The organism is Actinomadura pelletieri DSM 43383 (genome assembly GCF_003634705.1).
Classification (GTDB): domain Bacteria; phylum Actinomycetota; class Actinomycetes; order Streptosporangiales; family Streptosporangiaceae; genus Spirillospora; species Spirillospora pelletieri.
The window spans coordinates 362,856-376,747 of record NZ_RBWU01000008.1 but is presented as its reverse complement, the minus strand read 5'-3'; the positions used below and the strand labels follow the sequence as shown (position 1 = coordinate 376,747).

At 69.8% G+C, this 13,892-nt stretch carries 13 protein-coding genes and 1 tRNA gene; 7 read left to right on the top strand and 7 right to left on the bottom strand.

Going from position 1 to position 13,892, the window contains the following annotated elements; all coding sequences use genetic code 11:
* Nucleotides 1–76 precede the first annotated feature (76 nt).
* Together BZB76_RS32400 and BZB76_RS32395 are read left to right on the top strand one after the other, a co-directional pair.
* Complete coding sequence (locus BZB76_RS32400) at nt 77–1,078, top strand: M28 family metallopeptidase (RefSeq protein WP_121438233.1); 1,002 nt, start codon at nt 77–79, stop codon at nt 1,076–1,078.
* Nucleotides 1,079–1,429: 351 nt separating this feature from the next.
* On the top strand, nt 1,430–1,648 hold the full coding sequence (locus BZB76_RS32395; protein ID WP_121438232.1) for a DUF2277 domain-containing protein: 219 nt from the start codon (nt 1,430–1,432) through the stop codon (nt 1,646–1,648).
* 55 nt (nt 1,649–1,703) lie between these two features.
* Here BZB76_RS32395 and BZB76_RS32390 read toward each other — a convergent pair whose 3' ends face one another.
* Nucleotides 1,704–2,723, bottom strand: coding sequence for an aspartate-semialdehyde dehydrogenase (locus BZB76_RS32390; protein WP_121438231.1), 1,020 nt, complete (start codon nt 2,721–2,723; stop codon nt 1,704–1,706).
* 96 nt (nt 2,724–2,819) lie between these two features.
* Nucleotides 2,820–3,971, bottom strand: a complete 1,152-nt coding sequence (locus BZB76_RS32385; RefSeq protein WP_121438230.1) for an acyl-CoA dehydrogenase family protein — start codon at nt 3,969–3,971, stop codon at nt 2,820–2,822.
* Between the two features lie 134 nt (nt 3,972–4,105).
* On the opposite strand from BZB76_RS32385, the gene BZB76_RS32380 reads away from it, so the two are divergent.
* Nucleotides 4,106–4,429 carry a PspC domain-containing protein gene (locus BZB76_RS32380; protein WP_121438229.1) on the top strand — a complete coding sequence of 108 codons (324 nt, stop codon included), beginning with the start codon at nt 4,106–4,108 and terminating at the stop codon, nt 4,427–4,429.
* On the opposite strand, the gene BZB76_RS32375 is transcribed toward BZB76_RS32380, so the two are convergent.
* Both BZB76_RS32375 and BZB76_RS32370 read right to left on the bottom strand, forming a co-directional pair.
* Nucleotides 4,430–5,758, bottom strand: a complete 1,329-nt coding sequence (locus BZB76_RS32375; protein ID WP_121438228.1) for an MFS transporter — start codon at nt 5,756–5,758, stop codon at nt 4,430–4,432.
* A gap of 88 nt (nt 5,759–5,846) precedes the next feature.
* The gene (locus tag BZB76_RS32370; protein ID WP_121438227.1) at nt 5,847–6,188 is read right to left on the bottom strand and encodes a metallopeptidase family protein; all 342 of its coding nucleotides are present in this window, start codon (nt 6,186–6,188) and stop codon (nt 5,847–5,849) included.
* Nucleotides 6,189–6,220: 32 nt separating this feature from the next.
* Between BZB76_RS32370 and BZB76_RS32365 the strand changes: the two genes are divergently transcribed.
* Both BZB76_RS32365 and BZB76_RS32360 read left to right on the top strand, forming a co-directional pair.
* Nucleotides 6,221–7,819, top strand: a complete 1,599-nt coding sequence (locus tag BZB76_RS32365) for a metallophosphoesterase family protein (RefSeq protein ID WP_246007349.1) — start codon at nt 6,221–6,223, stop codon at nt 7,817–7,819.
* A gap of 72 nt (nt 7,820–7,891) precedes the next feature.
* Nucleotides 7,892–7,967, top strand: a tRNA-Glu gene (locus BZB76_RS32360).
* On the opposite strand, the gene BZB76_RS36800 is transcribed toward BZB76_RS32360, so the two are convergent.
* The 3 genes from BZB76_RS36800 to BZB76_RS32345 form a co-directional block, all read right to left on the bottom strand.
* Nucleotides 7,927–9,228 (bottom strand): recombinase family protein, encoded by a 1,302-nt coding sequence (locus BZB76_RS36800; RefSeq protein WP_420534844.1) that lies wholly within the window; start codon nt 9,226–9,228, stop codon nt 7,927–7,929. The genes BZB76_RS32360 and BZB76_RS36800 overlap by 41 nt on opposite strands.
* A 769-nt stretch (nt 9,229–9,997) precedes the next feature.
* Nucleotides 9,998–10,897 (bottom strand): TRM11 family SAM-dependent methyltransferase, encoded by a 900-nt coding sequence (locus tag BZB76_RS32350; protein ID WP_121438226.1) that lies wholly within the window; start codon nt 10,895–10,897, stop codon nt 9,998–10,000.
* Nucleotides 10,894–11,805 (bottom strand): class I SAM-dependent methyltransferase, encoded by a 912-nt coding sequence (locus tag BZB76_RS32345; protein WP_121438225.1) that lies wholly within the window; start codon nt 11,803–11,805, stop codon nt 10,894–10,896. The genes BZB76_RS32350 and BZB76_RS32345 overlap by 4 nt, the downstream gene beginning before the upstream one ends.
* A 519-nt stretch (nt 11,806–12,324) precedes the next feature.
* On the opposite strand from BZB76_RS32345, the gene BZB76_RS32340 reads away from it, so the two are divergent.
* Together BZB76_RS32340 and BZB76_RS32335 are read left to right on the top strand one after the other, a co-directional pair.
* On the top strand, nt 12,325–13,218 hold the full coding sequence (locus BZB76_RS32340) for a hypothetical protein (protein ID WP_121438224.1): 894 nt from the start codon (nt 12,325–12,327) through the stop codon (nt 13,216–13,218).
* A gap of 303 nt (nt 13,219–13,521) precedes the next feature.
* A complete protein-coding gene (locus BZB76_RS32335) occupies nt 13,522–13,884 on the top strand; it encodes a pilin (protein WP_211343300.1) in 363 nt (120 codons plus the stop codon).
* The last annotated feature ends 8 nt before the right edge of the window (nt 13,885–13,892 follow it).

Here is a 13,892-nt window from a genome sequence, read left to right as displayed (position 1 = left end):
CCGCCCCTCGCCCGCGGCCCGTGACGGGGCCCGCTCCCCCGTCACGGGCCGCTTCCATTCCCGGAGGACAACACTCATGAGATCGCGCACGATGGCGACGGTGGGGGCGGCTGCCCTGACCCTGGCCGCCCTGCTCCCCAACGCCGCCGCGTCGGCCTCCCCGCCCGCGTCGATGCCCGCGCCGCCCGCGGTGCGCGCCGCCGCACCCGACATTCCGGTCGCGAACGTCAAGGCGCACCTGTCGCAGTTCCAGAGCATCGCCACGTCCAACGGCGGCAACCGCGCGCACGGCCGTCCCGGCTACCGCGCCTCCCTCGACTACGTGAAGTCCAAGCTGGACGCCGCCGGATACCAGACGTCCATCCAGTCGTTCAGCTACAACGGCGCCACCGGCTACAACCTGATCGCCGACTGGCCCGGCGGCGACACCGCCAACACGCTCATGGTCGGCGCGCACCTGGACAGCGTCACGGCGGGGCCCGGCATCAACGACAACGGCTCCGGCTCGGCCGCGAACCTCGAGGTGGCGCTCGCCGTCGCCAGCACCGGCTACAAGCCGGCCCGGCACCTGCGGTTCGGCTGGTGGGGCGCCGAGGAGCTGGGTCTCATCGGGTCCAAGTACTACGTGCAGAACCTGCCGTCGGCCGAACGGTCGAGGATCAAGGGCTACCTGAACTTCGACATGGTCGGCTCGCCCAACCCCGGCTACTTCGCCTACGACGGCGACGGTTCCAGCGGACGCGGCGGCCCCGCCGGATCCGCCGAGATCGAGCGGGTGCTCCGCGCCCACTTCGCCTCCATCAACGTGCCGGTGGAGGACACCGCGTTCGACGGACGCTCCGACTACGGCCCGTTCATCCAGTACAACATCGCCGCCGGGGGCCTGTTCACCGGCGCGGAGGGACGCAAGACGGCCGCGCAGGCGCAGAAGTGGGGCGGTCAGGCGAACGTCGCGTACGACCGGTGCTACCACGCGCGCTGCGACACGACGACCAACATCAACGACACAGCGCTGGACCGCAACTCCGACGCCATCGCCCACGCGGTGTGGACGCTTGGCGGCGGCACCCGCAGGTAGCTTCACCCCGCTGAGATCCGCGCAGGTCAGAGGGTGTTTTCAGAGATTTCCAGAGACACGTTCAACACATTGAAAATCCAGTGGCTCTTGGATCCGTTGACACCCGACCGGCCTGCGCGGTCCAATTTTGGACAGCCCAACCCCCTCCCCGAGGGCTGACCGAAGGCGGTTCCACGGGACGACTCTCGGCCCGGCCCGTGTGCGGCGCGCCGCCTTCCTTCCGGGGTCCCCGCCCCCCGCCGGGCCCCTGGCGCCCTCGTCCGACCCTGCTCCTACGGACGAGGGCCCGGGGCCCTCAGCCCCGGCGTCAGCCCGGTGCGGAACGTCGGCCCCACAGGTCACAATGGGGACATGTGCCGCAGCATCAAGACTCTCCGCCCGCCCTTCACCGAAGACGTGACCGACACCGACGTCCGGGCGGCCGCGCTCCAGTACGTCCGGAAGATCTCCGGGTTCCGCGCGCCCGCCGCCCACAACGCCGAGGCGTTCGACCGGGCCGTCGAGGAGATCGCCCAGAGCACCGCCGCCCTCCTGGACTCCCTGGAGGTCCGGGGCCGCCGCGCGAGTTGAGCGTTACCCGGCGGCGTTACCCGGCGGCGTTACTCGGCGGCGTTACTCGGCGGCGTTACTCGGCGGCGACGAGTTCGGCGATCTGGACCGTGTTGAGCGCCGCGCCCTTGCGGAGGTTGTCACCCGAACAGAACAGGGCGAGACCGTTCTCGACGGTCTCGTCGCGGCGGATACGGCCCACATAGGTCGGGTCCTGCCCGGCGGCCTGGAGCGGCGTCGGGACGTCCGACAGCACGACACCGGGCGCGTCCGCCAGCAGCTCACCCGCCCGCTCCGGGCTCAGCGGACGCTCGAACCGGGCGTTCACCTGCAACGAATGTCCGGTGAAGACGGGAACGCGCACGCACGTGCCCGACACCTTCAGCCCCGGAATCTCCAGGATCTTGCGGCTCTCGTTGCGGAGCTTCTGCTCCTCGTCGGTCTCGGCGAGGCCGTCGTCCACGATCGACCCGGCCATCGGCAGGACGTTGAACGCGATCGGCCGCACGTACACCGACGGCTCGGGGAACTCCACGGCCGCGCCGTCATGGGTCAGCTTCTCGGCGTTCTGGACGACCTTGGACGCCTGGTCGTGCAGTTCGGCGACGCCCGCGAGCCCGCTCCCGGACACGGCCTGGTAGGTGGACACGACGAGCGCGGTCAGCCCCGCCTCCTCGTGCAGCGGACGCAACACCGGCATCGCGGCCATCGTCGTACAGTTCGGGTTCGCGATGATCCCCTTGGGGCGGCGGGCCGCGGCGTGCGGATTGACCTCGGCGACGACGAGGGGAACGTCCGGGTCCATCCGCCAGCCCGACGAGTTGTCGATCACGACGGCGCCCGCGGCGGCGACCTTCGGGGCCAGTTCCTTGGACGTGGTCTTCCCCGCCGAGAACAGCACGATGTCGAGCCCGGAGTAGTCGGCGGTCGCCGCGTCCTCCACGGTGACCTCCGAGCCCTTCCACGGCAGCTTCCGTCCCGCCGACCGCGCGGAGGCGAACAGCCGCAGCTCGTCCACAGGAAATCCGCGTTCGGCCAGGATCTCGCGCATCACGCCTCCGACCTGGCCGGTCGCCCCGACGATCCCGATTCTCATGCCGCTCCCTCAGGTAGATCACTCGACCCGGGGAGTGTCACCCAGGCCGTACAGGTCGTCCAGTGAATAACCCTACGCAACAGGTTCAAGCGCTCCTTAACGGAACGCGTCCAGGCCGGTCACGGCCTTACCGAGCGTGAGCAGGTGAACCTCCTGCGTCCCCTCATAGGTCAGGACGCTCTCCAGGTTGTTCATATGCCGGATCACCGGATAGTCGAGCGTGATCCCGTTGGCGCCGAGGATCGTACGGGCCTCCCGCGCGACGTCCAGGGCCGCACGGACGTTCGCCAGCTTCCCGAACGACACCTGCTGCGGCGTGACGTTCCCCTCGTCCTTGCGGCGGCCGATGTGCAGCGCGACCAGGCCCGCCTGGCCCAGCGCGACCTCCATCCAGGCCAGTTTCTCCTGGGTGAGCTGGAACGACCCGATGGGCCTGCCGAACTGCTCACGGGTCTTGGCGTACCCGACGGCCGCCTCGTAGCAGGCCCGTCCCGCGCCGATCGCGCCCCACACGATGCCGTACCGGGCCTCCGACAGGCAGCCGAGCGGCCCCTTCAGGCCCCGCACACCGGGCAGCATCGCGTCCGCGGGAACCCTGACGTCGTCCAGGACGAGTTCGGACGTGACGGACGCCCGCAGCGACATCTTCCGGTGGATGTCACGGGCCATGAACCCGGGCGTGCCCCGCTCGACGAGGAACCCGCGTATCCCGTCGTCGGTCTGCGCCCACACCACGGCGACGTCCGCGAGCGACCCGTTGGTGATCCACATCTTGGAGCCGGTCAGGACCCAGTCGGAGCCGTCCCGCCGGGCCCGGGTCAGCATGTCGCCCGGGTCCGAGCCCCGGTCGGGCTCGGTCAGGCCGAAGCAGCCGAGCGCCTCCCCGGCCGCCATTCTCGGCAGCCACGCGGACTTCTGCTCCTCCGTCCCGTACTTGTGGACGGCCACCATCGCCAGCGACCCCTGCACCGACACGAAGCTACGCAGCCCCGAGTCGGCGGCCTCCAGTTCGCGGCACGCCACCCCGTAGGCGACGGCGCTCGTCCCGGCGCAGCCGTACCCGTCCAGATGCATGCCGAGCAGCCCGAGCCGTCCCAGTTCGGGGGCCAGTTCCTTGACGGGGAACGTGCCGTCCTCGAACCAGCCGGCCACGTGCGGCACGACGTGCTCCGTCACGAACTCCCGGACGGTATCGCGCACCATCCGTTCCTCGCCGGTGAGCTGATCGTCGACGCGCAGCACGTCCATCCGGATCTCCTCCCGCGGTTTCGCCCCCGAGCGTACGTCGGGGCCCCTCCCCGCGGCGGGCCAGGGTGCGCTCAGGGACATCTCAGGGCGAATCCGGATGTCATACCACCGCGCCACTGGGCAGTATCTAGGGCATGGACATGAACAAGGACACCACGACCACCCAGAAGAAGCTCCGCCGCACCCGCGACGACCGCGTCGTCGCCGGTGTCTGCTCGGGCGCCGCGCGCTTCTTCGACGTCGACGCCAATATCATTAGGATCGCCCTCGCGGTGTTCACCGTGTTCGGCGGCGCCGGGATCGCGCTCTACGTGATCGGCTGGGTGTTGATCCCCGAGGAGGGCGCCGAGAAGGCCATCGCCGAAGACATGATCAAGAAGGCGAGCGACTCCCCGGCCTTCCAGGACGCCGTCCAGAAGACCCGGGACGCCTTCAACAAGCCGCGCACGCACGCCTGATCAGGGCGCGGGGCGGCCGACCCCCGACAGCTCGTCGTCCCCCGCCGGGGAGACGACGACCGGCTCGACGCGCTCCCGCGTCCGGGCGATGACGCCGCCGCGGACCTGGTTCCAGCCGAACGTGAGCATCGCGGACACCGACAGCCCGAGCGCGCCCGCGAGCGCCACCACCGTCTCGGGCCCGAGCACCTGCGCCGCGGCGCCCCCGACGAGGATGCCGACGCCCTGCCCGGCGAGGATGCCGGACTGGGCCAGGCCGAACGCGCGTCCCCGTCCGGACGGCGGCACCGCGGCCACGAACGCGGCGTTCGCCGCGAGTTGGTAGGCGCTGCCGACGCCCGACAGCGCCCACAGCCCCACCACCGCCCACAGCGGCGGATGCAGGCTCGCGCCGACCAGCGGCAGGCAGGCCAGCATCGACATCCACCCCATCGCGTGCAGCCGGTTCGCGGGACGGACGAACCGGCTGAACAGGAACGCGCCGACGACCATCCCCGTCGGCATCGCCGACAGCAGCAGGCCCACCGTGGCCGCGCCGCCACCGAACGTCGCAGCGTACGGCGCGGCCAGGCCCTCGGGGATCACGTAGAACGCGCACAGCCACGCGAACAGCACCAGCGACCGCAGCACCGGGTCGCCGAACACGAGCCGCGCACCGTCCCGCGTCCCGCGCCACAGCCCGAACGACGCGCGTTCCCGCCGTCCCGGGGCTTCCCTCCCCCGCAGCCCGACCAGCAGGATCACGGCCGAGGCACCGAACGTCAGCGCGTCCAGGGCGAGCGCCTCCCGCGTCCCGACGACGGCGACGATCGCGCCGCCCGCGAGGAAACCGAGCATCTGCGTGGCCTGATGCGTGATGTTGGTGATCGCCGACCCGGCGACATACCGATCGCCCTCCAGCACGTCCGGCAAAACAGCCGCACGCGCCGCGGAGAACGGCGCGCCCAACAGCACCGTCAGGAACACCAGCGCAGACAGCCCACCGATGGGCAGCGCGACGACCGCCATCAGCGCGACCAGCCCCGCCCGCAGCACATCGCACACGATCATGACGGTGCGCCGGGGGAACAGGTCCGCCAGCCCGGACAGCACCGGCCCGCCCACGATCGGCGGAAGATACGTCAACGCGTACACCAGCGCCGTCAGCAGCGCCGACTTCGTCCGGTCGTACACGAGCACGGCCAGCGCGACCTGCGCCAACTGGTCGCCGACGAACGACAGCGCCTGCGCCGACCACAGGGCGCGGAACTCGCCCACCGCGAACACCTCACGGTAGGTCGCCTGCCGCTCCGGCGGACGCCGATGCCTGCCGGTCTGCCTTCCCGCCACACACGCTCCAGTTCGGCCCTTTCAACAGCCTCCCCATTAACTCACGCTGCGTGGCGTGCAGGTGACCTACAGTGCACAATTCGAGGACTCAGTAACCGAGCTCGTGCAACCGCTGGTCATCGATCCCGAAATGGTGGGCGATCTCGTGGACCACGGTGATCCTCACCTCTTCCACCACGTCGTCCGGGGTGTCGCAAATTTCGAGAATCTCATGACGGTAGATGGAAATGTGATCGGGCAGGACGCCGCCGTACCAGTCCCCACGTTCGGTAAGGGGTACGCCCTGGTACAAACCGAGTAGTCCGCGCTCGGGCGCATCGTCCTCGACGACGATGACGACGTTGCGCATGTGCGCGGTCAACTCAACGGGGATGGTGTCGAGGGCCTCGGCCACGAGGTCCTCGAACTCATCGCGCGACAACTCCATCACGCCGACAATTCTGCTCGACGGAAGGGGAACACGTGCGCCAGGTCCGCGCCGCGTTGACCGAAGCCATCACGACGCGCATCCCGCCGAGACTCACGGCCCACGCCCGAACCATCGTCACCAGCCGCTGGACACGGCTCGCCCTCACCGCCGCCATCGGCCTCGCCGCCGGCTACGCGGGCCTCCTCCTCGGCGGCCACGTCGTCACCGCCGTCGGCCCCACCGACGTCCAACTCGCCCTCCGCCCGTCCCTGCACGGCGGAACGACCCTCGAACTCCCACCCCTCGGCTCCCTCCGCCTCGACACCCACTGGGGCCCCGTCGCCCTGGAGGCGAGCCTCACCGACGTCCGCCCCGAACAGGCCCAGAACCTCATCGAGAACGACGCCGAGGTCGACCGCCTCACCGACCAGATCGCCGACCAGATCGCCGGCGGCGTGACCACCCTCCTCCTCCGCGCCACCCTCCTCGCCCTTCTCACCGGCTTCGTCGCCGCCCTCGTCCTCTTCCGCTCCCTCCGCCACGCCCTCCTCGGCCTCGCCTCCACCGCCCTCGGCCTCGTCGCCCTGACCCTCCTCACCTGGACGACCTTCAACCCCCAGTCCATCGCCGAACCCCGCTACACCGGCCTCCTCGCCAACGCCCCCCAGATCGTCGGCGACACCCGCAGCCTCGTCGAACGCTTCTCCGCCTACCGCGCCCAACTCGCCCACCTCGTCGGCAACGTCTCCGAGCTGTACGCCACCACCTCCACCCTCCCCACCTACGAACCGGACCCGTCCACCCTCCGCGTCCTGCACGTCTCCGACATCCACCTCAACCCCGCCGCCTGGAACGTAATAAAGTCCGTCACCACCCAGTTCAAGGTCGACCTCATCATCGACAGCGGCGACCTCATGGACCACGGCAGCAAGGCCGAGAACCGCTTCGCCGACGCCATCGCCGACCTGAAGGTCCCCTACGTCTACGTCCGCGGCAACCACGACTCCAGAAACACCCAGAAGGCCGTCGACCGCCAGAAGAACGCCATCGTCCTCGACGACGACACCCGCCAGGTCGAGGGCCTCAACATCTACGGCGTCGGCGACCCCCGCTTCACCCCCGACAAGAGCACCCGCGACGACTTCGTCGGCGCCGACCAGATGCGCGCCGAGGGCATCGTCCTCGCCGAGAGACTCCGCGCCTCCCGCACCACCCCCGACCTCGTCGTCGTCCACGACCCCGCCGAAGGCGAAGCCTTCTCCGGCCTGACCCCCCTCATCCTCTCCGGCCACGCCCACGCCCGCTCCACCAAACTCCTCCCCACCGGCACCCGCCTCTTCGTCCAGGGCTCCACCGGCGGCGCCGGCCTCCGCGGCCTCGAACACGAAAAACCCACCCCCATCGAACTCTCCGTCCTCTACTTCAGCCGCGCCACCCACCGCCTCCAGGGCTGGGACGACCTCCGCCTCGGCGGCCTGGGCCTCACCTCCGCCCAGATAGAACGCCACCTCGAACCCGACCCCGACCGCCCCCTCAAACCCCGCCCCCCGTCCACCCCACCGTCCCCCACCTCCCCCTTCCCCTCCGAATTCCCCTCCGACTGGCCGTCCCGCACCCCCACCCCCACCACCCGAACCCCCACTCCCCGCTAACGGTTTGCGCGCCTCCCCACAACGTCCTCTACACTGACCAGGTCGAGTGGCGACCATCTCCGCCACCACCGGGCCCCCTTCGTCTAGCGGCCTAGGACGCCGCCCTTTCAAGGCGGTAGCGCCGGTTCGAATCCGGTAGGGGGTACCACGCGCACGGCTGCATGATCGCCATCCGCCCCGTCACCATCCCCCGCAATCGCCGCGTGCGCCGCCCGTAGTTGGGTGTCCGCCGTTTCGGGCGTGATCGTGACCTGAACGGCGACCAGGTCACCCTCCGGGTCGTGACGCATCTGGACGGCGAAGGCGTCCAACAGTCGCCGCAGAGTCACCTCCGGCAACAACCCGAGATCGACCGTCCCGGTCGGGCAGCGATCCAACAACTCAGGACACGGCGCCACCGGAACCGCCTCCCGCAACTCCCGCAGAACCGCCTGCTTACCCTCCAACTCCGCACCGATCCGCGTCGTGCGTTCGTTGATGGAATTGACGAACGCAGGCGAGGGCTCATCAGCGGCCTCCAACGAGTCCAGGACACGTTCCTTACGGCGCTTGAGTTCCACGATCTGCCCCTCGACCGCCGCCAGCCGTTCCCGGTGCTCATGAAGGTGGCTGTCATCCAGCCGGGCGAGCAGGACATGCAACCGTTCACGACGGTGCGGGCCAAAGATTTCACGGTTGAAGAACTCGGTCAGACCCGCCATGAGGGGCTCCTCACGAACCCAGATACTCGCCGGGTGCCCTTCGGGACGGTAGGCGCGAGCGGGACGGCAGATGTAGTAGATCCGCCCCCGGCTCTCCTTGCCGAACATCCGCCGCCCGCACAACCCACAGACCATGTACGAGCGCAGCGCGTAGGAACGACGGGCGCCGGTCTGCGCGGTGTTGGGCCCCGGACGGCTACGTGACCCCTCCCGGTCACGCGCCACCTTCTGCGCGTCGGTAAAGGTCTCGACGCTCACCAGAGCGGGATGAGTGGGTGCACTGGACCAGACCCACGCCTCGGGCGGGTTGTTGCGGCCCCTGGCCGAGGTGGTGGCCTTACGGTTCCACACCATGTAACCGGTGTACTTCGGGTTAGTCAGCACCTCCCGCACCGAGGAATAGGTCCACCGGCCCACACTTCTGTGCTTCGCGGTCGCGACGGGCGGCGGGTACCGATCCAGATCACGGTTGAGCCGGTCGGCGATGGCCTGATAACCGAGACGCTCACCGGCGCGGATCTCGAAGACGGTCGCCACGACCGGGCCGCGTACCGGGTCAGGCGCCAGCACATGCTTGGTGGCTCCCTGCTCACGGCGAGCGGCGACCGGGTGCGGAACCTTCTGCGCCAGATACCCGTACGGAGGCCGCCCAACGTTGAAGCCCTGCTCGGTGTGGACCTCGAACCCGCCCCACGCCTTCTCCAGCATCTCCAGCACATACCACTCGGCAACCCCCTGCTTCACCCGCCGCGTCAACACCTGAGACGAGCGTTTCCCGTTCAGAGCGATCGGCTCATCGGACGCCCACAACGGGATGCCGAGCTTCTCCAGGGTGTTCTCGATCTGGGTACCGACGTAGGTCCGGCGCGCGATCCGGTCGACCGACTCGCAGATCACTGCGTCGAACCGCCGATCGGCCTGGGCCGCCTCCAGCAGCAGGTCCTGAATGCCGCCGTCACGCGGAATCGGAATGGTGAACCGCTCGTGCCCGCGCCCGAACCCGCGAGCGGCCAGGTCCTTGCGCCCAGACTCGATGTCATAGAAGTGCGCGACGATCACCGCCCGGCCCGGAAGGGCCGTGTGCAGGGCAGTCTGGCTGTTGGCGAGCTGACGCGGCAGCGACAGGGTCGGGTCCTGCTTGTCCTCGGTCGAGGTACGGCCCGCGAACGCCACTCGTAGCGGACCATCCGACCGGACTCCTCCGCCGGGTCCGGTCAGTCCTGCGGATCGGCTGCTGTGGGTTCCTTGGGTGAAGACGTCGAGCGGGATTGGGCTACGTGTCTGGTCCACCATTGCAGTACCTCCTTGATCGCGAGCGCCTGCGCGCGCTCCAGGTGTGCGGCCACGTCACCCTCGGCGGTGACGATCGTCCACGCCAAACCGGGACGGCTACCGGCCGCTGACCGGCCCGCCGTCCCGGTTGCGGAACGACGACATGGACGCTCGTCTCGTCCGTCCCAGTCAAGGCCGGGACCGCTCAACGCCCCCCTCCATCACCGAGGCTGGACGCTGGTCGGAACACCAACAGGTCCTCGTGGGCGACGGCCATCGCGGGGATGCCGTGTTCACGCAGACGGCGAGCCTCGACCATCTGGAAGAACGAGGCGCGAGTGACCAGATGCCCGTCGCGAAGGCCGCACAGCAGCGCGGCGAGCCGGTCGACCAGGACCAGCCCGTGGTCTTCGGCGGTGGTGACGATCTGGCCGGGCAGGTCGACCAGTTCCCCAGCCACACGGAAGGGCCGGGCGGTGACGGCGATGACGCCGCCAGGGCACAGCAGCGTGGCGCATCCGTTGAGGATCTGCGCGAACCCGGCGAGGAGTTCGGCGGTCGGGCGGTGGGCGAGGTTGGCGCGGTCGGTGGAGTAGCGGCCATGGAACTTGTCGATCTTTCCGCCGCTGTTGTCTCGGCCGGTGCGCACCTGCCCGTGCGTGGCCGCCCCGTAGGGCGGAGAGGTCAAGATGAGCGCGGCGGTACCGGCAAGGTCGGGTAGGGCGGTGGTGATCGTGCGGGCGTCGCCGTGGATGACCTCGCTCGCGGCGCTGGCGCCTTGGGTGCGGGCGTGGCGGAGGTTACCGGCGGCCATCCGCGCGAAGCGGGCCTCATACTCCACCCCGATCGCGGGGCGCCCTTGGTGGACGGCTTCGACCAGGGTGGTTCCGATCCCGCACATGGGGTCGATGACCAGGTCGTCGGGTTCGGTGTAGGCGGCGATGACCTGGGCGGCGATCGCGGGCAGCATTTTGGCCGGATGCGCCATCGACTCAGGCGTATACCGGCCCTTGCGCTGCAGCCGTGAGGGACGCTGACCGGTGCACAGCACGGACGTGAACACGCCAGGCCAGGTGCGGCTGTTCATGTTCATGTTCGTGTTCATCGGCCCTCCTCCTGGCCGCTGGTGCCGGGTCGAGTGAGCAAGCAGACGTCGGCGTGCACCCGCGCCGCGGGCGGCAGGGCACGGGAGCGGACGTCGCGGAGCTGACCCAGGCCACCGGGTGTGGCCTGGACCAGGAGGGTGTCGCCTTCGACGGGCACGCGGACGGCGATGGCGTGCTGGCTGTAACGGAACCCGGCCACGCGGGCCTGCCGAATGATCTCCGGTGCCGGGTCAACGAGACGGCCGTGGTGGTGTCTGGCTGTGGTGACGACCGCCAAGTGCCCGCCCGGCCGCAGGAGGCGGAACGCTGCGGGCAGGAATGAGCGGGCCTGGAAGGCGCTGCCCGCCAGGACGTCGGACAAGCACGCCGGGCACCCGCCGGGGGCTCTCCTGGTTCTGGTGCGGTCTTGGGCGCTCGTTCCGGATACCGGTGGGGTGGCGATCACGAGCGCGACCTGGCCGAGGTGGTCGGCGACGCCACGGTGCATCTGGTCGGCGCGGCACGGCCGCATCGCTACCCGGCCCAGCCGTTCACGGGGAAGTGTCGCGCGGAGTTGCGTGCCGATGTGCCGGGCCATCGGGGGGTGCGGGACGCAGGCGACGGCCCTGCGGCCCAGTTGCGCGGCAGCGGTCAGGGTGGCGTGGTTGGGGGTGAACGCCTCGGCGATCACCTCGCCTTCGCGGGTGGCGGCGTTGATGATGTGGCGGGCCAGCGCGGTGCTGATGCTCGCGCGGTGCCGGTCGCAGATTCTGGTGGGTGCGGCGTGGTGGGCCGGTCTCTGGCATGGCTGGCCGCTGGGTTTGGTGGGCTGGTCGGTGGTGTCGTCGGGGCACAGCCAGACGGTCAGCGGCAGGAGCTGCCGCGCGGGGGTGGCGGGTGTCGGAGTCGGTCCGTTGGTGCTGTTCATGATGGGTGACCCGTGATGGTCGCCCGGTCCCCTGTCTCACTAAGGAACAGACCCACCACGCCTGGGACTTGGACAACGAACGTCTCCGACCGCCCCCGCCGGGCCACACCGCACCAGGTGAAGGGGGGTACGGAGCAAGGGGCGACAGCGAGCAACCAAAGGGCCCTAGTCACAGCGTTCTGGGGGCGGTCGCCTCGGCCGGGTGGGTGCCGCAAGGAGGCGATTCAGGGTTTTGAATCTCCTTTGCAGCTCACACTCTGGCCCTATGTTCATGCAGGTCAGCGCGATTTTAAGCAGTTGCCGCGACTTGACCTGCGGAGGGTACCTCCGGCGTGCTCATGGTGAACACCTCGTGTTCTGGCTGGTCACCGCGATTTTGTGCAGATCGTGAGCAGGTCCGAGGCCGGTTCGGGTGTGGGGCTGTGCAAGGCGTCGACCCGGTTGGTGCTCATGATCTGCACATGGCCTCTGAGGAGATGTCGGCGTCCGATCCGCAAGCCGACCACTCAGGGGGTCCACATGCACACCACCACTCGCTCCGGCGGCGCTGTCCGTCTGACCGGCCGCCCAGGCACCAGCCAGGGACCGCGTTCTCGTGGCCACTCCTTCCGCACCGTCGAGGAGCGTCCCGGCCGCGCCGGTGCCGAGATCCCGCACGTCCTGGACGTGGCGGAGAGGGGATTCGCGGCGTTGACGCGGGGCCCGGCGCCGTTGACGGTGGACGGCGCAGCGCTCGGGCACGGGTTGCCCGCGCGTCTGATCGGGCTCGATGAGCTGCGGGCGATCCTGCTGCACCCGGCGACCACGCCCGAGACCCGCGACCTGGTGTGGAGGGACCTGGTCACGCGCGCCCGCCGCCACGGCCCGGCCTGGGTCGTCGGGTGCGTCGGCGTCGCCTTGCCGGGGTTGAAGGCGGCCGTGCGTGACCACCTGGCCCATCTGGACACCGGCGCGGAGGCCGGGACCGGGAGGGTCGCGGGTGATCTGCTGGCGGCGTTCTTCCACGCGTTGCCGCGCATCGATCTGGACCGGCCGAGGATCGCCCAGCGGCTGGTGTCACGGTCGGTCAAGGCCGTGGTGCGCGCCGACCAGGCCCATGTGCGGACGGTGCGCGTCGACCCGTCCGTCATGGCCGCGCTGGAACCCGCGGCGAACTCGACCAGTGGGCACCCCGAAATGTTGCTGGACGCGGCGGCCCGCCAAGGCGTGATCACTGCGGAGGAGGCCGAGCTCATCGCGGTGACCCGGTTGGAGCGCGTGCCCCCGGCCGTCCTGGCCGAGCGCTCGGGGACGTCCTACGAGGCGTTGATGAAGCGCCGTCGCCGGGCCGAGATGCGGCTGGTCGCAGCGATGCGCCGCGACGACGGTCTACGGGACGACTACGAGTACCTGATGTCCACAACCGGGGTCTGAACGGTCTCTTCCTTTACGAGAGGAGCCCCAGGGGCGAGGCAGGCGCCGGGGCCGGATGTTCACCCGGTCCCCACCGTCCGACCATCCGCCGAGTGCCCTTGAAGGAGGACACCCGCAAGGCCCTGGTCCCGCCTTCCCCTGAGGCTCCTCTCACCGGACGACATCGCCGTCCACACCTTGATTCGTGCTCCGCGTTCGCCGTCACCGTCCGCCGCGTCATGCTCGTGCTTGGAGGGCTCTCAGTTGAGCATCCGTCCACCGTCCTGGCTTCTCCCGTCCCGCTCTCGGTCCTGTCTCGTCCGCGTGAGCAAGACCCGTGTTGCCGCCGCCGTCCTGGTCGGCTGTATCGGTCTGCTGCTGTCCACCGCGGTGGTGGCGGTCACGCTGAACTCGGCGGCCCAGGCCGGAGGCGGTCCCGTCGTTCTGGCGGACAACGCCCGGCTTGAGCAGGTCATCGGGAATCTCCGCAACGTCATCGTCGGTCTGCTGGTCGCGCTGGCGACGCTGTTCGCCACGATCGGCGGTGTCCGTTACCTGCTGGCCGGGGGTGACCCTGGCGAGGCCGAGGCGGGTAAGCGCACCCTCCGCAACGCGGCGATCGGGTACGGCATCGCGGCCTTGGCTCCCGTGCTGGTGCAGATCCTGCAATACGTCGTCGGTATCTGACCGTGCGT

Coding starts and splice junctions, on each gene's coding strand:
- BZB76_RS32400 (WP_121438233.1), top strand. CDS start 77: ATGAGATCGCGCACGATGGCGACGGTGGGGGCGGCTGCCCTGACCCTG.
- BZB76_RS32350 (WP_121438226.1), bottom strand. CDS start 10,897: ATGAACACGAACATGAACATGAACAGCCGCACCTGGCCTGGCGTGTTC.
- BZB76_RS32395 (WP_121438232.1), top strand. CDS start 1,430: ATGTGCCGCAGCATCAAGACTCTCCGCCCGCCCTTCACCGAAGACGTG.
- BZB76_RS36800 (WP_420534844.1), bottom strand. CDS start 9,228: ATGCTGGAGAAGGCGTGGGGCGGGTTCGAGGTCCACACCGAGCAGGGC.
- BZB76_RS32340 (WP_121438224.1), top strand. CDS start 12,325: ATGCACACCACCACTCGCTCCGGCGGCGCTGTCCGTCTGACCGGCCGC.
- BZB76_RS32390 (WP_121438231.1), bottom strand. CDS start 2,723: ATGAGAATCGGGATCGTCGGGGCGACCGGCCAGGTCGGAGGCGTGATG.
- BZB76_RS32380 (WP_121438229.1), top strand. CDS start 4,106: ATGGACATGAACAAGGACACCACGACCACCCAGAAGAAGCTCCGCCGC.
- BZB76_RS32345 (WP_121438225.1), bottom strand. CDS start 11,805: ATGAACAGCACCAACGGACCGACTCCGACACCCGCCACCCCCGCGCGG.
- BZB76_RS32385 (WP_121438230.1), bottom strand. CDS start 3,971: ATGGACGTGCTGCGCGTCGACGATCAGCTCACCGGCGAGGAACGGATG.